This window comes from Azospirillum brasilense (assembly GCF_022023855.1).
In the GTDB taxonomy this organism is placed as follows: Bacteria; Pseudomonadota; Alphaproteobacteria; order Azospirillales; family Azospirillaceae; genus Azospirillum; species Azospirillum brasilense_F.
Map to the genome: position 1 here is coordinate 638459 of NZ_CP059451.1, position 20344 is coordinate 658802.

Annotated in this window: 16 protein-coding genes; 4 read left to right on the forward strand and 12 right to left on the reverse strand. The window is 68.5% G+C overall.

Annotation, left to right across the window (positions count from 1 at the left end; genetic code table 11):
* Nucleotide 1 precedes the first annotated feature (1 nt).
* The 4 genes from H1Q64_RS25585 to H1Q64_RS25600 all read right to left on the reverse strand — a co-directional run bounded on the left by H1Q64_RS25585 (nt 2) and on the right by H1Q64_RS25600 (nt 6308).
* Nucleotides 2-307 carry a hypothetical protein gene (locus H1Q64_RS25585; RefSeq protein WP_237906675.1) on the reverse strand — a complete coding sequence of 102 codons (306 nt, stop codon included), beginning with the start codon at nt 305-307 and terminating at the stop codon, nt 2-4.
* Nucleotides 308-588: 281 nt separating this feature from the next.
* The gene (locus H1Q64_RS25590; RefSeq protein WP_237906676.1) at nt 589-1008 is read right to left on the reverse strand and encodes a response regulator; all 420 of its coding nucleotides are present in this window, start codon (nt 1006-1008) and stop codon (nt 589-591) included.
* Between the two features lie 16 nt (nt 1009-1024).
* Complete coding sequence (locus tag H1Q64_RS25595; protein WP_237906677.1) at nt 1025-4693, reverse strand: hybrid sensor histidine kinase/response regulator; 3669 nt, start codon at nt 4691-4693, stop codon at nt 1025-1027.
* Nucleotides 4694-4709: 16 nt separating this feature from the next.
* Entirely contained in the window at nt 4710-6308 is a 1599-nt protein-coding gene (locus tag H1Q64_RS25600; protein WP_237906678.1) for an ABC transporter substrate-binding protein, read from the reverse strand.
* Between the two features lie 490 nt (nt 6309-6798).
* On the opposite strand from H1Q64_RS25600, the gene H1Q64_RS25605 reads away from it, so the two are divergent.
* Together H1Q64_RS25605 and H1Q64_RS25610 are read left to right on the forward strand one after the other, a co-directional pair.
* Nucleotides 6799-7794 carry an AAA family ATPase gene (locus H1Q64_RS25605; RefSeq protein ID WP_237906679.1) on the forward strand — a complete coding sequence of 332 codons (996 nt, stop codon included), beginning with the start codon at nt 6799-6801 and terminating at the stop codon, nt 7792-7794.
* A complete protein-coding gene (locus tag H1Q64_RS25610) occupies nt 7784-8632 on the forward strand; it encodes a ParB/RepB/Spo0J family partition protein (RefSeq protein WP_237906680.1) in 849 nt (282 codons plus the stop codon). The genes H1Q64_RS25605 and H1Q64_RS25610 overlap by 11 nt, the downstream gene beginning before the upstream one ends.
* An 83-nt stretch (nt 8633-8715) precedes the next feature.
* On the opposite strand, the gene H1Q64_RS25615 is transcribed toward H1Q64_RS25610, so the two are convergent.
* Complete coding sequence (locus H1Q64_RS25615; protein ID WP_237906681.1) at nt 8716-10014, reverse strand: plasmid replication protein; 1299 nt, start codon at nt 10012-10014, stop codon at nt 8716-8718.
* 743 nt (nt 10015-10757) lie between these two features.
* Here H1Q64_RS25615 and H1Q64_RS25620 point away from each other — a divergent pair.
* Together H1Q64_RS25620 and H1Q64_RS25625 are read left to right on the forward strand one after the other, a co-directional pair.
* Nucleotides 10758-11567: a helix-turn-helix domain-containing protein gene (locus tag H1Q64_RS25620; RefSeq protein WP_237906682.1), complete on the forward strand. Its 810-nt coding sequence runs from the start codon at nt 10758-10760 to the stop codon at nt 11565-11567.
* 11 nt (nt 11568-11578) lie between these two features.
* A complete protein-coding gene (locus H1Q64_RS25625) occupies nt 11579-12178 on the forward strand; it encodes a hypothetical protein (RefSeq protein ID WP_237906683.1) in 600 nt (199 codons plus the stop codon).
* 125 nt (nt 12179-12303) lie between these two features.
* On the opposite strand, the gene H1Q64_RS25630 is transcribed toward H1Q64_RS25625, so the two are convergent.
* The 7 genes from H1Q64_RS25630 to H1Q64_RS25660 all read right to left on the reverse strand — a co-directional run bounded on the left by H1Q64_RS25630 (nt 12304) and on the right by H1Q64_RS25660 (nt 20339).
* A complete protein-coding gene (locus H1Q64_RS25630) occupies nt 12304-14616 on the reverse strand; it encodes a TonB-dependent hemoglobin/transferrin/lactoferrin family receptor (protein ID WP_237906684.1) in 2313 nt (770 codons plus the stop codon).
* A 90-nt stretch (nt 14617-14706) separates the two neighbouring features.
* Entirely contained in the window at nt 14707-15255 is a 549-nt protein-coding gene (gene hutX, locus H1Q64_RS25635) for a heme utilization cystosolic carrier protein HutX (RefSeq protein ID WP_237906685.1), read from the reverse strand.
* Nucleotides 15256-15342: 87 nt separating this feature from the next.
* Entirely contained in the window at nt 15343-16815 is a 1473-nt protein-coding gene (locus H1Q64_RS25640) for a sensor histidine kinase (protein ID WP_237906686.1), read from the reverse strand.
* Nucleotides 16802-17470, reverse strand: a complete 669-nt coding sequence (locus H1Q64_RS25645; protein WP_237906687.1) for a response regulator transcription factor — start codon at nt 17468-17470, stop codon at nt 16802-16804. The genes H1Q64_RS25640 and H1Q64_RS25645 overlap by 14 nt, the downstream gene beginning before the upstream one ends.
* 62 nt (nt 17471-17532) lie before the next feature.
* Nucleotides 17533-18354: an ATP-binding cassette domain-containing protein gene (locus tag H1Q64_RS25650; protein WP_237906688.1), complete on the reverse strand. Its 822-nt coding sequence runs from the start codon at nt 18352-18354 to the stop codon at nt 17533-17535.
* A 3-nt stretch (nt 18355-18357) separates the two neighbouring features.
* Nucleotides 18358-19467: a FecCD family ABC transporter permease gene (locus H1Q64_RS25655; protein ID WP_237906689.1), complete on the reverse strand. Its 1110-nt coding sequence runs from the start codon at nt 19465-19467 to the stop codon at nt 18358-18360.
* Nucleotides 19464-20339: a heme/hemin ABC transporter substrate-binding protein gene (locus H1Q64_RS25660; protein ID WP_237906690.1), complete on the reverse strand. Its 876-nt coding sequence runs from the start codon at nt 20337-20339 to the stop codon at nt 19464-19466. Before H1Q64_RS25660 ends, H1Q64_RS25655 begins: the two co-directional genes overlap by 4 nt.
* Nucleotides 20340-20344 lie beyond the last annotated feature (5 nt).

Below are 20344 nucleotides of genomic sequence, written 5' to 3' on the forward strand. Positions count from 1 at the left end.
TTCAGCCCTCCCGGCGCGCAGGCATGGCTCCGCGGGCGGCAGCGGCAAACGGCAGGATGGTGAGGACCAACATCGCGATGGTGAGGCTGGTGAACAGCGCGGTCACCGGATGCATCACCACCGACCACAGCAGCCACCCTTCCAGCAGCGCGAGCGTCCCGATTATCCGGCTACGGCGACCGGCCAGCGGGCGGGTCAGCCATTGCTGGCGCGGTGCCGAAAGATAGAAGCAGGCGATTCCGACCACGGTCGCGGCCAAGGCCAGCCCGTGAAAAGCGGCTTCTGCCATCGGTGCGGTTCCAATCATGGCGCGCCAATCCGATTTGGTGGAGAAAGGCCATGTTCTGCCAATCAGGAATTGAAATTGCAAGTGATTCCTATTTGCATTAAAAATCGTAGCCGCGGTCGGTGACCGGCGCTCGCTCCGCGTTCTTTCAAGAAGCCTCGGAAGTTGGCTTTGCCCATGACCGTGAAGCGCGGGCGGACGGGCCGCCGCGTGACATCGCTCAAACCGAAGCGTTTCTCATCCGCCCACCGAACGCGCAACGCCGGCTTCAGGGCGTTTGCAATGGCAGGTTCAGGCTGGTTTCAGGTCAGCCATTGCGTCATTCCGGCGTTGCTGGACACCACCGCGTCGATGCTGTCGCGCAGCTTGGCGAGGCTGATCGGTTTCACCAGATAGCCGTTGACGTTGTGCTCCTTGGCGAAGCGCACGGTGCTGAGGTCGGCGTCGCCGGTCAGGAAGATCACCGGGGTCTTGTCCACGTCCTTCACCTTGATCCCCCGCACCCCCTGGAGGAACTGCTTGCCGTTCATCGGCGCCATGTGGATGTCGCAGAAGACGATGTCCGGGCGCGTGCGCACCACCTCCATCAGCCCGTCCTTGCCGTTCGAGGATTCCAGGATCGAGCGGACACCGATCTCCTTCAGCACCTTGCGGATCAGGCCGCGGGTGAAGTTGTCGTCCTCGACGATCAGGATGCTCAGCTTCGAGTAATCTACCGCCATGGTGGGCTGCCCTTGTTCAAGACGTCGGTGCAGGACTGTGCGACGCCCGCATCGCGGCGGTCGCGGTGATCAACTCATCCAGGGTGGCGTCCAGCATGCTGGCGAGAAGCGCGGCGGTCTCCGCGTCCCCGGCGTCCAACAGGTCCTGGGTGTCGGCGGCCAGCCGGCCCAGCCGGGCCGCCCCGATCGAAAGGGCCGCCCCTTTCAGCGTGTGGACCGCGTTGCGGGCCTCCCCGGCGGCTCCGGCCTCCAGCGCCGTCACGGCGGCCTGGATCAGCCCCGGCGCCATGCCCAGGAAATCGCCGAGGAAGACCATGGCGTCCGGGTCGTCACGGCTGAAATTCTGGCTCAGCTGGCCGAGGTCGAAGATCTGCGGGTCGATGTCGGCGTCCGCCCAACTCGATGCGGGGGGCGCTTCGGCCACGGCGGCCGGCTCCGGCTTGGCAGACGTCCGGCGGGCCGGCAGGCGCAGCGAGCGGGCTTGCGGCAGGAAGCGGTCCAGCGTTTCGGCCAACAGCCGGGATTCGATGGGCTTCGTCAGATAGCCGTCCATCCCCGCTTCCAGACAGCGCTGCTGCGTGCCCGGCAGAGCGTCGGCGGTCAGTGCGACGATGGGCAGCCGCATCACCGTACCGGCGCCCAACGCCTCCACCAGCTCCCGCTCGCGGGCACGGATGGCGTGGGTCAGACCGAAGCCGTCCATCTCCGGCATGTGGAAGTCGGTCAACAGCAGGCCATAGCGGCCGGGCTGCAGCATCTCCAGCGCGCGGGCGCCGTTGTCGGCCATTTCGATGGCGTAGCCACGCTTGTTCAGCATGCGGCGGATCACCGTCTGGTTGATCGGGTTGTCCTCCGCCACCAGGATCAGCGCACCGGCCGCTATGGCGGTCTCGATGGGCGGCGGTTCCCAGCCGGCGGCGTCATGCTCCCGCGGTTCCGACCGCCGTTCCAGGCTGGCCCGGCCCAGCGCCGCCGCGATGGCCAGCCAGACCCGCCGCCGCCGCAAAGGCAGATTGACGGCGCACAGCAACCCGATGCGGTCGGCTTCCGACATGGTGGAGGCCAGTGCCCGCGGCACGGCCAGGATGACCGCGGGGGCCGGACCGTCAGCGAAGGCGGGGGACTGCACGATGGTGCGGCAGCAGGCGATGGCGGTTTCGGACTGCACCCCGCCATTGACCAGCACCACCAGCCGCCCGCTCTCACCGCCAAGAGTGGACTGCTCCACCGGACCCGCCTGGGCCTTGGTTACCGCCTCAAGGCCGTCGTTCAGATCGTACCAGCCCAGCGGGGCTATGCCGGCGGCGTCCAGGATGCCTTGCAGCGCCCGGCGGCCGGCGCCGTCGAAGCCGACGGCCACCACGCGGGCGTCGTCCACCGCCACCGCCGGGGCCGCCGGCGTTCGGGGCTGCGGACAGTCGGCGGTCGGGGCGGCCACCGCGAAGGGCAGCTCGAACCAGAAGGTGGACCCTTCGCCGAACACCGAGTCCACCCCGATGCCGCCCCCCATCAACGTGCACAGCTTGTGGCAGATGGTCAGCCCCAGCCCGGTGCCGCCGAAGCGGCGCGAGGTGGAGCTGTCGGCCTGCTGGAAAGGCTGGAACAGCTTGGCCCGCTGCTCCTCGGTCAGGCCGATGCCGCTGTCGGTTACGGCGAAGCGCAGCATCACCCCGCCATCCGCAATGGAGCGCGGCTCGGCGCTGACCGTCACGGCGACGCTGCCTTTCTCGGTGAACTTGACGGCGTTGCCCATCAGGTTGATGAGGATCTGGCGCACGCGCGTCGGATCGCCGGTCAGCCGATCGGGAACGCCCGGCCCGACGTCGACGGAGAGCTGAAGCCCCTTTTCCTCGATGCGCCCGGCCACCAGCTCCGCCGATTCCTCGACCACCTCCAGGGGGGAGAAGGGGACGGATTCGATCTCCAGCTTGCCCGCCTCGATCTTGGAGAAGTCCAGGATGTCGTTGATGATGATGAGAAGTGCCTGGGCCGACGACCGGATGACGCCCAGCATGCCGTGCTGTTCCTCGGTCAGGTCGGTCTGATCCAGCATCTCGGCCATCGCGGTCACGCCGTTCATCGGCGTGCGGATCTCGTGGCTCATCACCGCCAGGAAGGAGGATTTTGCCCGCGTCGCCTCCTCCGCTTGGTTCTTGGCCTCGTGCAGGGCGGTTTCCCGCTGGGCGATCTCGGTGACGAAATGCTGCACCGAGCGGGCCATGGCCCCGACCTCGTCCCGACGTCCGGTGTCCACGATGGCACCGGTCAGCGGGTTCCGGGCCAGATGGACCATCTGCCTTTGCAGGCGGTCCAGCGGGCGGGTGATCGAGCGTGCGGCGTGGAAGGCCCCGGCGATCGCCAGCAACAGGCCGGCGGTGGCCCCGAGCACAAGGGCGGACCGCAGGAAGGCCCCGATGGTTTCGGCGTTGCTGCGGAACGTATCGTTCAGCGCGCTCGCGCCCGACGCCATCTCCTTCGCGTCCGCGTCCATCTGGGCGATCATCAGGTCCTGGACGCTCAGCCCCTCGCGCACCTTGTCCAGGCTATCCCGCCAACCGGCCACGGCGGAGATCATGCCGCCGCGAACCAGCGGGGGCAGCGCGATCCGCTCGATCTGCTCCTCCACCGCCGTGCCGTCCGCGATCAGCGTGATGGTCGCGCCGATATCCCGGTGGCTCACCGCGTCGGCTGTGGCGTGCGCCAGCTTCAGCACGGCGATGGTCACGCCTTGCGCCTGCTGTTCGGTCTCGTTGGCCGACACGGCGTGGGCGGTGAGTTCGGTGACCTCGTTCAGCGTGGCGGCGTAGGCCGTGCCGTAGACGTTCAGGATCTGGTCGATGCGCTTTTCCAGTTCCTGCGCGCTGTCCCGGATGTCGCCGCCGTCCATCAACGCGCTGGACACCTGCGAGACCGCCGCGACGATGCGTTTTTGCCCGCGGCTCCCGCGCCCTTCCGCGGCGGCGGCCCGCTCCAGCGCCTCCTCCAGCGCTTCCGCGCTGTTGCTCAGGCGCAGCATCAGCACGCCGGTGTCGTGCGTACCGGAACTGCCGGGTGCACCGCCGCCTTGAGCCTGACCGTGTTCGCGGGACAGCCGGGCCGCCTCGTGCCGCCACAGACCGGCCAGCGCGGCGTAGATGCTGCGGGCGTTGTCCAGCACGTCGCGGTGCAGGCTCAAGCGCCGGTCGGAGTCCGCCACCGTCTCGGCATAGCCGAGGTTGGCAAGGTTCTGGCGCTGGCGGGCGGCGTCGGTGATGTCGATCAGCCGGGCCGCCTGCTGGGCCATGGCGCCGATCAGGGCGTCGTTCTGCTCGGTGACCGCCTTCAGCTCCTCCATCTGCGTGGCGTAGCGGTCCAGAACCCGCCGCGTCTCGCTGACGGCGCTTTCCAGCGCATCGTCCTCGGTGGCGTCGGCCAGAGCGTCCAGATGGCGGCGCGCCTCGCCGGTGTGGGCGTCGAAACGGACGGCCTGCGCCGCCCGCCGGCTGGCCGCGGTGTTCAGATAGTCGGAGCGCGCCGCCTCCGCCCCCAACAGTTCACGGTAGATCGTGCCGGCGGTGACCACTGAACCGTTGGCGCGGTCGGACTGCTGCAGCAGGAACCACGAGACGATGGCAATGGCCGCCGCCACCAGCACGGGCATGCCGCCGACCGCGGCGATCCGCTGGGCGATGTTGGTGCGGATCATCACCTCGCGCCGCCGCTCACTGGGCGAGATCGACGCGGTGGAACAAGTGCAGGCCGAAAGGATTCATCCGATAGCCCTTCACCTCCTCGCGCAGCACCATGAACACCATGGAATGGGCCAGCGGCAGCCACGGAGCCTGGTCTTTGAACACTTCCTGCGCCCGATGGTACAAGGCGGTGCGCTTGGCGACGTCGGTGGTCTGCTTGGCCTCGATGATGAGGTCGTCGAAGGAGCGGTCGCACCATTTGCCCATGTTGCCTCCGCCCTTGCGCGCTCCCTCGCAGCTCAGCAGCGTGTAGAGGAAGTTGTCCGGGTCGCTGTTGTCGCCGGTCCAGCCGATCATGCCCAGCTGGTGATCGCCGTTCATCAGCCGCTTCATGTAGACCGACCAGTCGTCGGTCACCAGGGTGGCCTTGACGCCGACCTGGGCCAGATCGTTGGCCATCATTTCCGCTGCCCGCTTGCCGGCGGGCATGTAGGGCCGGGCCACCGGCATGTGCCACAGCTCGATCTCGAAGCCGTTGGCGTAGCCGGCCTCGGCCAGGAGCTGGCTCGCCCCCTTGGGGTCGTAGGGGATGTCAGTGATGGCGTCGTTGTAGCCCCAGCTCGTCGGCGGCAGCGGATTCTTCGCCGTGCGCCCGGTATCGCCGTAGAGCGCGTCCACCAGCGTTTCCTTGTCGATGGCCATGCTGATCGCCCTGCGCACCCGCACGTCGTCCAGCGGCTTCCGTTCCACGTTGAAGGTGAGGAAGGCGACGTTGTAGCCCTCCTGCCGCAGCAGGGTCAGCGACGGGCTGTTCCGGATCTTCGGCAGGTCGGTCAGGTTGGGATAGGGCATGACATGGCATTCGCCGGCCTGCAGCCGGTTCAAGCGGACCGTGGCGTTGGGGGTGATGGCGAAGACCAGGTTGTCCAGCGGCGGGCGCCCCGCCCAGTGCCCCTCGAACGCCTTGTACTGAAGCAGGTTGTCCTTCTGATAGGAGAGAAGTTGGAAGGCGCCGGTCCCCACCGGCTCCCGATCGAACAGCTCCGGCGTGCCGCGCTTGGCCATGGTGTCGGCGTATTCCGCCGAGGTGATGGCGGCGAAGACCATCGACAGGTTGGCCAGGAAGGGCGCCTGCGGCCGGTTCAGGGTGAAGCGCACCGTCAGGTCGTCCACCGCCTCGATCGACTTCAGGATCGAGCCCATGGAGAGATCGTTGAAGTAGTTGTAGGCCCCGTTTCCGACCGAGTGGTACGGATGGTCCTTGTGCCATTGCCGGAAGAAGCTGAACAGCACGTCGGCGGAGGTCAGCGTGCGCGTCGGCGTGTAGCCGGACGTGTCGTGGAAGCGCACACCGGGGCGCAGCTTGAAAGTGTAGACGGTGCCGTCCGGCGAGATGGTCCAGGATTCCGCCAGCGCGGGCACGATGCTCTTCGACTCCGCGTCGAAGCGCACCAGCGTGTCGTAAGCGTGCAGGATCGCATCGAAGCTGGTGTTGGTGCGAGCCAGCGCCGGGGCCAGATTGTCCGGGTTGCCTTCCGAACAGAAGACCAGCGTCGATGCAGCCTCGGCCTTCTGCTGCGCTCCGGCGCCCGCCAGAGCTGTCGCCGCGATCAGGAATGCCCCGCCCAACCGGGCCCACCCATTCTTCAACAAACCTGCCTTCACTGCACCGCACTCCTTCAACCGATCACCTGCCCGAGCCCCCAATTGGTTTGCGGAGATTAAAGCCAACGAACGCCCACTTGCAATTGATGATATCTTTCAAAAGACAATCTTTAAGTTTCTCTGGGGAAACAATGCTTCGCCGTCGAAATTTTCTATAACGATCCGAATGCATCGAGGGTGGAGTGGCGAGAAGCGCACCATTTCATTGAGCGGCCGGACAGGCACCGATACGGACTGCCGCTAAAGTGGCGCGGTTCAGCCGCACGGAAGCGGACCGGTGTGAGGTTAAGTCGACTTAAGCTCGCAAAAAGTGCGCAAAGCTAGCCGGTTCGCAACTTTCCATATTAAAAAGCCGAAACCTCTCTGTTGAGGCAATCTTTGGAAAATCCGTTGACAATGTTGAGGGTTTGACGAAGGATGCGGCCGGACAAGCGGACGGGAGACCCCACGAACCATGGCCGGAGAAAGCCTCAAGGGGCTGCGCGAGGAGCGCGGGTGGAGCCAGACCGAGCTGGCCGCTTGGCTCAACAATAGCCTGGGCCGCAAATACGACCGGGCACAGATTTCACGCTGGGAAAGCGGATCGGAACGGACCCCCAAAGCGGTCGTGGACGCTGTCGAGACCGAGCGCAGGACCGACCGGCCGCGCCACGCCACCGTCGTGATGTGCGGCTCCGCGAAAGGAGGCGTTTCGAAGACGACCTCAGCCCTGTGCATCGCCTATTGCCTGCTCGCCCAGGGGTCGAAGGTTCTGCTGATCGATTGCGACAGCCAGGGCAGCGCCACCGTCCATCTCGGCTACTCGCCCACCCAGATGGACCAGATGGAGGTCGAACGCCGGACCTTGTACTACGCCCTGGCGGACGACAAGCCGCTCGCCGACTACATCATCCAAACCCCGGAGCCGCGGCTCGACCTCCTTCCCGCCTTTATGAGCCTGGCGGATGCCGACGTCGAACTTGCCCTTGGCAAGCTGGCCCCCCTCCGGCAGCGCATCGGCGAAGTCCGGACCCAGTACGACTTCATCGTACTCGACACCGCCCCGAACCTGGGCGCCGTCACCGTCAGCGCGCTCGAGGCGTCGGACCTTCTGCTGGTGCCGTGCCAGACCGAGGCGTTGGCGCTCGTCGGCCTGCGAAACGTGCTGCACTCCCTGGAGAACCTGCGGCGCCGCCGCAATCCCGGACTGCGCATGCTGGGTATCCTTCCCACGCTGTTCTCCGCCCGCCTGACCCAGGACCAGGCGACGTTGGAGGATCTGCGCCGGGGTTATGGCGATCGTTATCGCATCTTCGATCCCATTCCGAGGGCGACCGTGTTCGCCCAGGCGGCGGCGTCGGGCGTGATTCCTCTCGCCGCCGTCAAGAACATCCCCGGCCGCGCCGTCTTCGAGGAAATCGCCGCCGCCGCCCGCGCCGCCGCCAAGGAGATGAAGGCCCATGTCGCGTAAGCTCGCCCGCCGCACCGACCTGACCGCATCGGCCGAGGTGACAGGACCGGCGCCGAAGGCGTTCGACCTCTCCGACGACTTCCCCTCGGTGCTCGAACTGGACATCGACCGCATCGACCGCCACACGCACCAGCCGCGCGCCGTGCAGGATGATGCCTCCCTCACCGAACTGCGGCGGTCCATCCTGCGGCATGGCCTGATGTATCCGATCCTGGTGACCCCCGGAGGCGGAGGCGGCTACGCCCTGGTCGGCGGCGGACGGCGCCTGCGGGTTTTCGAGTTGCTGGGCCGAACCACGATCTTCGCGCGGGTGCTCTCGGGAGACCCCGACGAGCTGGCGCTGGTCGACAATCTGCAGCGCAAATCACTGAACGCGGTCGAGACGGCACGCTCGCTCGACGGCCTTCGCAACAAGCACGGCTACACCCAGGAAAAGCTGGCCGAAGTGATCGGCAAGACTCCCGCGGCGATCTCGCGGGCGCTCGGCATCCTCACTCTGCCGCAGGACGTCCTCGACGAGTACATGACCCTCGCCGACCGCGTCCCGCAAACCACGCTGGAGGAGGTCGCCGCCGCGCCCAGCGAAGACGGGCAGCGTAAGCTGTGGAGGCTCGCCAGAAGGGGAGCGACGGCGAAGGCGATCACCGAGCAGCGTCAGGAGATGAAGCGCAAGGAGCCGGATGGCCTTTTGCTCAAGAGACGCGCGGCCGGCGCCGCGGTCCGGGGGCTCGTCCAGATGGTTGCCAAGCTCGAGGAGAACCGTGAGGGCATCGGCGCCGCCGAACGGTCCGCACTCGAAGCGATTCAGAAGAAGCTGGCGGCGCTCCTCGCCGATTGAACGGCTCGCCGCACCACCCGGCTTGCTTCATCGGGCGGGCAGGGGAGGGCGGGGGCTGTTCACATTTGCCCCCTTGCCTGCGCTTACTTGACGATGTCCAGCAGAGGCATCTGCCCGTCGCCACCCTTCGGCAGCGCCGCGCGACGGCGACGGCGGCTTTGGTTGGCCACCTCGGGAGTGACCGGAACGAAACGCTTGGGGCGGCCGCTCTCGTCGAGATCGTCGTTGTTGACGACCAAGGTGAGCTCGCGTTCGTTGACGGCCCGCTCCGCCACCGCACGGCGGATCTGGTCGAGGAAGGACTGGGAGGGATAAAGGTTGTACTCGACGTCGACGTACTTCCGCCCCTCCTTGATCTCCTCGATCTCAATACGGTCGAGCGCCCCGATCTGCGTGTCGGCGAGCGCTTTGACGACGTCGTGAATCCGCAGCCGCATGTCGCGGAACCGCGACCACTCCGACATTCCGGAATCGCGGATGATGTCGCGGGCGGTGATGCTGACGACCGACTGCGAGGGATCCTGCCTCAGCGTCTCCGCGATGCGCTTGAACAGCCAGCGCGAAAACGGGTTGCGGATCTTCATCAGAGCTTCGTAGGAGATTGAGTGCCAGTCGACCCGGCGGATCGCCTCGCGGAGCATCATGTTGAACTGGACGAAGGTCTCCGCGTCGCTGCTCTCATCATCGAGGATCGAGGAATCATCGGTGTCGTCCGTCTCGCTGGGACGCTGCCGCAACCCGAGGCCGGCGAAAATGCCGGAATCCATCATGACCTTGCGGCGGCCGCGGCGTTCGATCTGGACCGTGCAGCGCCGCATGATCATCAGCGCTTCCTTGATCTCCGGAATGCTGAGAGTGTGCCGGACCGAGCGAAGCTCCTGCCAGACCTCGTAGAGCGAGAAGCGCAGGATCGCCTCGCCATTGTCCACCGACAGGCGCGCCGGGTCAGAGGCCAGCTTGCGGATCACGTCCTCGATGATCTGTTCGCGCTCACCCGGATAGGCGTCGATCTCCTCCACCACCTGAGCCCCGCTGGCATCGCGGACGAAACGGCCGTCCTTGCCCTTCACCCGGCGCTGGATGCGCGCCGGAACGACCGTGAGGTGGTAGATCTGATCGGCGAAGGAAAACTGACGGTGGATCATCGGCAGGCGGTCGTCCTGAGCCGCCGGGTCACGGGGCTCCAGGCTGTGCGCCGCCTGCCCGTTGGCCTTCGATTCAGGGCTGTCGAAAATATACTTGGGAGCCAGATCGTACAGAGAAACCATGTTGACGCTGTGGCGTCGGCCCGTGGTGGCGTCGATGTGTTCGAACAGCGTGCCTTGGACGGTCTGCCCCTGCGTCTCCATACGGCGCTGCTTGACGACGATCTGCCCCGACATCTGGTGCCTCTCCGAAATCCTGAACACCAAGCCTATGTCTCTTCCACCGTCCAACGCAACGACGTCGCGCGTGGAACCATAGGTGACAGGCGCGCTTGCAGTAGGTGACAGGCGCGCTTCCGATAGGCAACGGGCGCACAGGCAGTAGGTTGCAGGCGCGTTTGCCGAACGGCTCCCCGGTACGGGACCGAATCGGACAGTCGTTTCCTCGACACGGGGATGGCGTCGCGCCGCACTTCGCCATTGCGCGGGCCCCAAAGACCAGCCCCGGCGCAGGAGCGCCCCGGCAGGGCTTTTCCAAAGGCTCCGCAGGCTGGAGATTCAACACCGCGGCGAAGCGCGCCTGTCACCTACCGAACGGTCCGGCCGGTGAACGCGCCTGTCACCTAGAGAATCCAACGAGTCGAAGCGCGCCTGTGACCTATTCCAAGCCTCCCGAAACGCGCCTGCCTCCTATAGATTGGGGCAACTCCGGAGTCTCTTCGACACACCGATAGGTCTCAGGCGCGTTTCGCCGCGTCCCGAGTCGCGGTGGTTACCGCGCCTGACACCTCCATATGCGCGTCTGCCGCCTGCCGATGCCGCGCCTGCAACCTTCGCAGTTGCGCCTGGCACCTACCACGAGCGCGCCCGTCACCTGTCGATAGGAGACGGGCGCGCTTTGCTGACTCCGAAGCATCCGGGGAATCCTGCCTGCAAGAACGCCGGCCGACGCCGGTTCCACGATCTCGCGGGAGCGCCGCATGACCACCACGACCGAGAGCAACAGCCGCTGGGGCAAGATCCCCGCTTGGTGGCTCGACCATCCTGACCTCGAGGCGGATGGATTCGCCGTGCTTGCGGCGCTTGCCACTTTCGCCAACGAGAACGGCGTCTGCTGGCCGTCGCAGTCGACGCTGGCAGCGAAACTGAAACGTTCACGCCCGACCATCAACCGCATCCTGCAGCGCCTTCACGACATGGGTCTGGTCACCATCGAGCATCGTCGCGGCCGCGACGGCTCACGGCTGTCCTGCCTGTACCGGCTGCGCGTCGCCCAGTGCGAGGAGACCTTCCCTCAAGCCGCTGGCGACCAAGCACCGTTGCGCCCTGTTCCGACCAGCGACAGGGATGACTCGCTGACGAACGTCCCCTGTCCAGCACCGAGTCACGAACACCATCATCCTGAACAGAATCCGGACTCGCTCGCTTCGGGCGGGCGCGGACCGGTGTGTGAGGTGCCCGCGGATTGGATGCCCAACGCCGACGACCTCGCCTGGGCCGGGAGCCGTTTCGGCACGGTCGATCTCAGACGGCATGTCGAAGGATTCGTCCTGCGCTGCCAAGCCCATGGCTACCGGTACCGCGACATCTCCGCCGCCTGGCGGGCGTGGCTTGCCCAGGACGTGGCGGCCGGCAAAGCGCCGACGGTGAAATCCGCCCCGTCCGGCGGGACGGCCGTCATGAACACCAGCCATGCCCGCCAAAGCGTCGCCGAACAGCGGGTCGATGCCTGGATGACCGTTGCCGCGAGGCTCAAGGGCGTGCAGCCCGCTCCCCGTTCCCGTTTCTGAGGAGATCGTCGATGTCCGTCGCCATGATGCCGCTACCGGAACGGTCCCCGCTGCCCTTCGACCCGGCGATGGCTCCGGCCGAACGTTGCCGGCTTCTCGTCGCCGCTTTTCCGGGAGCGGTGCGCGAGATTCTGGCCGCCGGTACCCTGGAACACCGTCCGCGCTTCGGCGATAACGGGTTCGAGGGGCTTCAGGAAAACTGGTTACCGCCGGTGGCCCTTTCCGCCCGGCAAGTCGCCATGGCGCAGCGGGTGCTGGCAGATCTGCAGGATTCCATCCTTGCGCCGGCCGAGCCCGACCATCTTCTTGGCCGTGTGCTGGCCTTGCTGTCCCATTTCCCAGCCAAGGGACTGCCCCCCGACGTCGAGCGGCTGGTCGCCATGGACTGGGTCGAGGACCTGGGCGAGTTTCCGGCCTGGGCCATCGACGACGCGGCGCGCGCGTGGCGCCGGACGAGGAAGTGGAGGCCGAGCATCGCCGAGATGCGCGCGCTGTGCGAGGAGGCCTGCGCGAAGGAGCGCGTCGTGGCGCAACGGCTCCGGCAAATCGTTCAGGCGTTTCAGGCTTCCGATGCCGGAAACGGGCTGGCGGAGATCCGCCGGTTTCCATGAGCCGGTGCCAGAATCTCCGAATGCGGGATCCTCAGAAGGATGATCCGATCGAATACAGGTTGGCACCGCCGCCCCCAACGGAGCGGCGATGCCGGGACGCGCTGAATGGACTGTGGCGTGTATGGTCACCACTTGAGCGCGGCGTGCACCAGGAAGGAACGGCCGGCTTCCAGATAGCGGCGGCGGTCAGGCGAGGTCTCGCTGACGCCGACGACGTTGACGTAGTTGTAATAGCCCTGATTGAACAGGTTGTAGACCGAGGTGCCGAGGCTGATGTTCTCCGTCGGGTTGACGTAGGCCGCCAGATCCACCGTGGTGTAGGGCGGAGCCTTGAGATAGGTCGGGTTGCTCACGTCATCGGCCTTCTTCGCCATCACATGGGTGGCGGCGACCTGCGCGCCCCAGAAATCATCCGGCGCGGTGTAGGACAGGCCGGCGTTGACGGTGAAGGGCGCCACCTCGTCGATGGCGGTGCCGGCGTCGATGTCGAAGCCGCGGGCGAAGGCCGCCGCGCCGAACAGCGCCCAGCCCGGCCGGAACCGCCACTCGCCCTTGCCCTCGGCGCCGAAGATCTCGACCTTCGAGACGTTCTGCGCCTGATAGCGCAGGATGCCTCCGGCGCCGGTGCCGACCGCCCTCTGCAGGATGAAATCGCTGTAGCGGTTGTAGAAGCTGGACACCTGGAAGCTCGACCCGTCGCCGAACTTGCCGCGCAGGCCGGCCTCGACGCCGTCGCTGCTCTCCGGCTTGAGGTCGGCGTTGGGCAGCACCTCGTAGCCGTAGGTCGGGTTGGAGAAGCCGAGGTTGGCGTCGTCGTAGGGCGGCGCGCGGAAGCCGTGCGCGTACTGTCCGAACAGGGCGTACTGCTTGGTCAGGTCGTAGGTGGCGCCGAACTTCGGCGACAGGGCCAACTTGTCCAGCTTCTCCGGCTGGGTGGAGGGCCGGGCGGCGAAGTAGGCGGCGTCCTTGTCCGGGTCCATCCGGTAATAGTCGAGCCGCAGAGCCGGCACCAGCCGCAGCCGGTCGATGGTGATCTCGTCCTGCACATAGGCCGAGGCCATGAGCGTGTCGGTGTTGGGGAAGGTGCGGCTGGGGTAGGTGTCGCCGTTGTAGCTCTTCGCGGTGGCCCCGGTCGCGAGGTTGGTCAGCGTCACGTCGCGCATCCGCTCGGTGCGGATGGAATCGACGCCGATGCCATAGGAGATGCTGTTGCGCAGCCCGAACAGCTGGGTATCGGAGCGCAGGTTGACGGCGCCGCCGATGATCGTCTGCTTGGATTCGTTGCTGGTGGATTCCCGCAGGCCGGTGCCAGCGGCGAACAGCGGGCTGGTGGACGTGACGACGCGGGCGTTGCGGGTGCGCTTCTCCTCGCGGTCGAACTGGGTGCCGTAGAGGCGCCAGTCGATGTGGTCGATGAAGCCGATGGGCGCGTCGTGCGCGTGCTCCAGGCTGACGCGCCAGCGGGTCGCCGTGTCGTCGGCGGTGGAGCCGGTGAAGGCGCCGCGCGTCATCCGCATCGGCACCATGGAGAAGATGTAGCTGGCGCTGCCGCCGACGTCGTTGCGCAGCGTGGTGTCGGTGCTGCGGTGGAAATACTCGCCGGTCAGGGTCACCTTGTCCGGCCCGCGGTCCCAGACCAGCTTGGCGAGGCCGTTGTTGCCCTCATAATCCTGCGGGTTGCGGTAAGCCTTGTCCTTGGACTTGTACTCCTCCCCGTCGCGGCGCGTGTAGATGCCGAGCAGGGAGAAATCGCCGGAGCGCAGCACCCCCGTGCCGGTCTCCGACAGGCTGGAATCGACGCTGTCGTAGGTCGTCTTCAGCGACACGAAGCTGTCGCGGCCGGGCCGCAGGTAATCGGCCGGGTCCTTGGTCACATAGGTCACCACGCCGCCCAGCGCGTCCGATCCGTAGAGCGCCGAGGCCGGGCCGCGCACGATCTCCACCTGCTTGACCGAGTCCAGATCGACCACGTCGCGGTTGTAGCCGGCGGACGGGGCGGCGGAGGCCGGCGATTCCGGCAGGCGCGTGCCGTCGACCTGCATCAGGATGCGGTTGTTGCTGATGCCGCGGATGGTGAAACCGCCGGCCCCCGCGCGGGACGGGGAGTTGCTGACCGTCACGCCGGGTTCGTAGCGCGGTAGGTCCTGGAGGCGGTGGACGCCGCGCTTCTCAAGCTCGTAATCGGGGATGACCGACACCGTGCCCGTGTTCTCGCCTACGCTGCGCAGGCCGCGCTCGCCATAGACCGTCACCGCGTCGAGGATGGTCGGGGGCGGTGAGGTGGTCGCCTGCTGAGTCTGCTGCTGCGCCTGGGCGGCGGGGGCCAGCAGCGTCAGGGCGGAGGCCGACAGCCACAGCGCCGCGCGCAGGCGGGAGCGGGACGGTGGGAGGGAGGGCGGTGGGACACGGGTGGCACGATCATCTCTGTCTCTCTGCACGAGGTTTTTCTGGCGTGTTGTTATTGTAGAAATGCGATTGCGTCTTATTCGCAATTGACGGGCTGAAGCTGCCCCGGCGCCGGCGCTGACTCAGGCGGTCTGGCCCGGCGCCCCGCACAGGCGGGCCTTCAGCGCTTTGAACCGCTCCACCTGATCGGGCAGAAGCTGGCGGGCGTCGTCGCGGCCGACGAAGACCTTGAACATCGCTTCCCCGTCGCCGTTGAAGAAAACGACGGAGGCGCTGTCGGCGCTGCCCATGAAGGGCCGGCGGACGAATCCGACGGTGCGGCAGCGGTCCAGCCGGATGTGGCCGCCGATCGGGCTGCCGCCGGCGAGGTTGTAGAAGCCGCGCCCGAACTGCCCGCGCGGCAGCGGCCCCTTGCACTCCAGAACAAGGTCGGCGCTGTGCACCAGCACGGTGACCGTGCCCCACTCCGCCATGTCCAGCATCGCCGCCTCGGCCGTTCCCCCCGGCGCGAAGGCGCGCAAGCCGTCCGGCAGGCATTCGGTGACGGCGAGCAGGCTGACGCCCGTCTCGGCCGCGACCGCCTCCAGCACGCCGTTCGGCGCGGCGGCGAGGCGTTCGCGCAGGGCGGCGAGCGTGTCGGGGGGCGGGGCGGTGGGGGTGCTGTGCGGCATGGAAGCGGTCCGAAGCGTCGGTTGTGAACTAATTTGAGAATAGTTCTCATTCGCAAATTGGCTCAACGGCGCTTCGCTTAATTTCGCTTAATGGAGAATGCCGGTGATGGCGCCGGGAACGGCGGAAGCCGGGGAGGGGACCGGACGTCCGCGGCGTTCCAGCCGGACCACCGCGCGCAGGCCCGGCCCGTTGTCCTCCAGCCGCAGGGCACCGCCGTGCAGCCGGGCGATGGCGTCCACGATGGCGAGGCCGAGCCCATGGCCGGGCACCCGGTCCGACGGGTCGAGCCGGCAAAAGCGCTGCACCGCGAGCGCACGCTGGCCGGGCGCCAAGCCCCGACCGCGGTCGGCGACGGTGATCTCGTTCCAGCCGTCGCGCCGCCCGGCCGACAGGTGCAGCGCTCGGCCCGGCGCGTATTTCAGGGCGTTGTCCACCAGATTGGCGACGGTCTGGAACAGCAGCGTGCGGTCGCCGCGCAGATCGAGGTCGCGCTCCACGGCGACGGTGATGACCGTGCCGGTGCCCTCGGCCAGCGGCAGGTAGGATTCGGCCACTTCGTCGAGCAGTGCCTTCGCGTCGAGCGGCTCCACCGCCAGGGTGCAGCGCCCGGTCTCGATCTCGCCCAGCCGCATGATGGCGCGGAACAGGTGCTGGATGCGCCGCGTCTCCTCGATCCCTTCCTCCAGTTCGCGGCGCAGGGCGTCGTCGGGGCAGTTCTCGGCGATGGTGACCAGCCGGTTGTGCAGGTGGGTCAGCGGCGTGCGCATCTCGTGCGCGATGCTGCTCGACACGCTGGACACCTCCTCGACCAGCCGGGTCACGCGGTCGAGCGTGCGGTTGACCTCGCAGCCGAGGCGGGCGAACTCGTCGTCCGGCCCGGCGATGGCGACGCGGCGGTCGCGGTCGCCCGTCGCGTAGGCGGTCAGCGCCATGGTGATGGCCGACACCCGGCGCAGCGTGCCCGCGCTGAAGCGGATGCCGAAGGCGACGCTGGTCAGCAGGAACACCAGCACGCCGCAGCCCGCCGCCAGAGGCACGGCGCGGAGCTGGTCGAGCATGGGTTGGAGGTCGTAGGCGTTGATGTAGCGCCCGCCGTCGCCCAGCCGCACCACCATCCCGCGGACCTTCCAACCGTCGCCGCGCTGGTCGATGCGGCCGGTCTCGCAAGGGGCCGGGCCACCGCAGGCGATGACGGCGAGCAGCCGCCGGGCCATCGCCTCGTCGCCGTAGAGCACATGCCCGTCGCGGTCGATCACCATGCGCCGCCGCGCGCCTTCCGGCGCGAAGCGCTCGCGGCGGCGCAGTTCGGCAACCAGAGCGGCGGCGTCACCGAAGCCGCCGTGCAGGCGTTGCGTTTCCTGGTCGCGCTCCAGCAGGTCGCCGACATGCTCGTTGACCAGCTCCACCAGCAGATCGCGGCTCCACAGCACGGCGGCGCCGGCCACCACGAGGAAGACCGCGCCGATGGCCATGGCCTGGCGGAAGCTGCGCGTGTCGAGATGGCGGCGGAACCTCCGGACCCAGGATGGGCCAACGTCGCGCGGCCTAGCCCAGGACATAGCCGATGGCCCGCACGGTCTTCAGAAGCGGCGGGTCGAAATCCTTGTCGATCTTCGCCCGCAGCTTGAAGACATGGACCTCCACCAGGTTGGTCGGCGGGTTGAAGCCATAGCCCCAGGCCTTCTCCAGCAGCATGCTGCGGGTCACGGTGCGGCCGGGGTTGCTCATCAGGATGTGCAGGAGCTTGAACTCCTTGTCGGTCAGCTCGATGGGCACGCCGCGCCGGGTCACCTGCCGGCGGGTGACGTCCATCACCAAATCGGCGACCTCCAGAACGTCGCCGGCCCCGGCCAGGGCGGCGCGGCGGGTCGCCAGATGCTCCAGCCGGACCAGCAGCTCGGCGAAGTCGAAGGGCTTGCCCAGATAGTCGTCGGCCCCGGCGCGCAGCCCGGCCACCCGTTCCGTCGTCTCGTCCAGGGCGGACAGCACCAGGACCGGCGGGTGGCGGGTGCCCTGCAGGCGTTTCAGCACCTCCATGCCGTCCAGCTTGGGCAGCATGCGGTCCAGCACCACCACGTCGAACGCCTCCTCGCGCAGCAGGCGCAGCGCGTCCTCGCCGTCGCCGGCGAAGCGGCAGGAATGGCCGGAGCCGCCGAGCTTCGCCCCGATCCAGTAGCTGACCGCCGCGTCGTCCTCAACGATCAGAACACGCACCGTCCCCTCCCTCCGACGCCTCTTTCGGGCGCCCCGTCTCGTCCTCGGTTTGCTATTAATAATCATTCGCAATTGACTTTTCCAGACGCCGCGGCGCGTCCGGTGGCGGCATAGACCACGCCCTCCTCCTCCGGCAGGTCGAGCCGGACGAAGGCCGTGCCGAAGACGCGCTCCAGCACCGGCACCGGCAGGTCGGCCATGGCGCCGGCCCAGGCGACGCGCCCGCCGGCCAGCAACAGCCCGTCGTCGGCGTAGCGCGCGGCCAGCGTCAGGTCGTGCAGGATCACCGCGCAGCCGCCGCCGGTCCGCTCCACCCAGTCGCGCGCCGCCCGCAGCAGATGGTGCTGGTGGGCGGGGTCGAGGCTGGCCGTCGGCTCGTCCAGCAGCAGGTAGGACGGCTCCGCCACGTCGCGCCCGTGCCGCCCCGCGGCCAGTTGGGCGAGCGCGCGGGCGAAGGCGACGCGCTGGCGCTCGCCGCCGGAGAGCTGGGGCATCAGCCGGCCGGCCAGCCCGCCGGCCCCGGCCCGGATCAGGCAGTCGGCGATCAGGGCGCGCCGGTCGCCGGGGCGGATCAGCCAGGGCTCGGTCGCCAGTTCCATCACCTCCTCCACCGAGAAGGCGAAGGCGACCTGTTGGTGCTGCGCCACCAGGGCGCGGCGGACGGCCAGCCGCGGCGCCGGGATGGCCGCCATTTCCACCCCGTCGAGCAGGGCGCGGCCGGCGGTCGGCCGCCGCTCCCCGGAGAGGAGGGAAAGCAACGTGGATTTGCCGGCCCCGTTGGGACCCAGGATGGCCAGCACCCGGCCGGGCCGCACCGCGGCGGTGACGCCGTCGAGCAGGCGGGCGCGGCCGATGGTCAGGCCGACGTCGATCGCTTCCAGCATGGCTCAGGTTCCTCCCAGCGCGCCGACGCGGCGGCGCAGAAGCCACAGGAAGAAGGGACCGCCGACGGCGCCCAGCAGCAGGCCGGCCGGCACGTCGGCCGGCGCGGCGATGGTGCGGGCCACCGTGTCGGCCAGGACCAGCAGGACCGCCGCGGCCAGCGCCGTCGCCGGCATCAGCCGGCGGTGCACCGGTCCCAGCAGAATCCGCATGACGTGCGGCACGATCAGCCCGACGAAGCCGATCAGGCCGGACACCGCCACCGCCGCCCCGACGCCCAGCGCCACCAGAAGCACCGTGCGCACGGCGAAGCGGTGCGGGTCGAGGCCCTGGAGGAAGGCCTCCCGCTCGCCCATGGCGAACAGGTCGAGCCGCCGCGCCCCGGCCAGCAGACCGGCGGTCGCCAGTCCCATCAGGAGCATCGCCGGCCCGATCTGCGCCCAGCTCGACCCGCCGAAGCCGCCCATCATCCAGAAGGTCATCTGGCGCAGCGCGAGGTCGTCGCCGAGGTAGCTGAACAGCCCGATGCCGGCCCCGCCCATGGCGTTCACCGCGATGCCGGCCAGCAGCATGGTGGCGGGAGAATTGCGCCCGTCGCGGCGGGAGATCGCCAGGATCAGCACGGTCGCGGCCAGCGCGCCGAGGAAGGCGGCCAGCGGCAGCACGGTGGCGAGCGACAGGCCGCTGCGCGCCAGCCCCAGCCCCGACACCCCCAGCACCATGGCAGCGGAGCCGGCCAGCGCCGCGCCGCTCGACATGCCGACCAGCCCGGGATCGGCCAGCGGGTTGCGGAAGACGGCCTGGAGCGCCACCCCCGCCACGCCCAGCGTCACCCCGACCGCGGCGGCCAGGACGATGCGCGGCAGGCGCAGCATGGTCAGCACCATCCAGTCGCGTTCGGACAGCGGCGTTCCGGACAGGCCGAGCAGGGCGGCGAGGTGGGACAGGCTGCGGTCGAGCGGGACGGACACGCCTCCCGTCGCGACGGCAATCAGCACGGCCAGCGCCAGCGCCACGGCCAGCGCCACCAGCACCGGGACGAGGGGCGGACGCCGGAAAGACGGCGCCGCCCGGTCCCCTTTCCGGGAGGACGGCATGGACAAGGTCAGGCTCATGGTTGCTCTTGAGGAGAGGTGCTCTGGACGCGGGTGAGTTCGGCGACCGCCTCGGCCGTACGGGGGCCGAGCCCCATCAGCAGCGCGCCGTCCACCACCGCCACCCGCCGGGCCTTGGCCGCCGGGGTCAGGGCGAGCTGCGGCGTCGCCAGGAACGGGTCGAGCCCGCCCGAGCGGTCGACCAGCGACCGGCTGACCAGCAGGATGTCGGGCGCGGCGGCCAGGACCGACTCCGACGACATCGGCACATAGTCGCGCTCCACTTCCAGGGCGTTGCGTGCGCCGGCCATGGCGATCAGCGCCGCGGGGACGGAGCGGCTGCCCGCCGCCATCAGACCGCCGGGCCCGCCGCCGACCACGCCGAGGATGACCGGCGCGCCGTCCTTCGTTCCGGCTTGGGCGGCGACGGCGGCCAGCGCGGCGAGGTCGCGATGCAGCGAGTCCGCCAGGCGCCGCCCCTCCGCCTCCCGGCCAAGCAGGCGGGCGACCCGCTCAACCTTGTCGAGCAGACCGGCCAGCGTCGGCGTTTCCGGCACGACCTCCACCGTGACGCCGAGCGCCCGCAACTGGTCGAGCGTCGTCTCCGGGCCGGCGCCCTGGATCGCCAGGACGTGCGTCGGGGCCAGCGACATCACGCCCTCCGCCGAGAGGGCGCGCATGTAGCCGACGTCGGGCAGGCCGTTCACCGGCTGCGGATAATGGCTGCTGGTGTCGCGCCCGACGACGGAGCCGCCATCGCCGAGCGCGTAGACCAGCTCGGTCACCGGCGGGCCGACGGTGACGATCCGCCGCTCCGCCGCCCCGGCCAGGGTGGCGGCGGTGAGCGCGAGGGCGGCGGCGATCGCCGCGGGGAGAAAGCGCAGGCGCCTCATCGGCC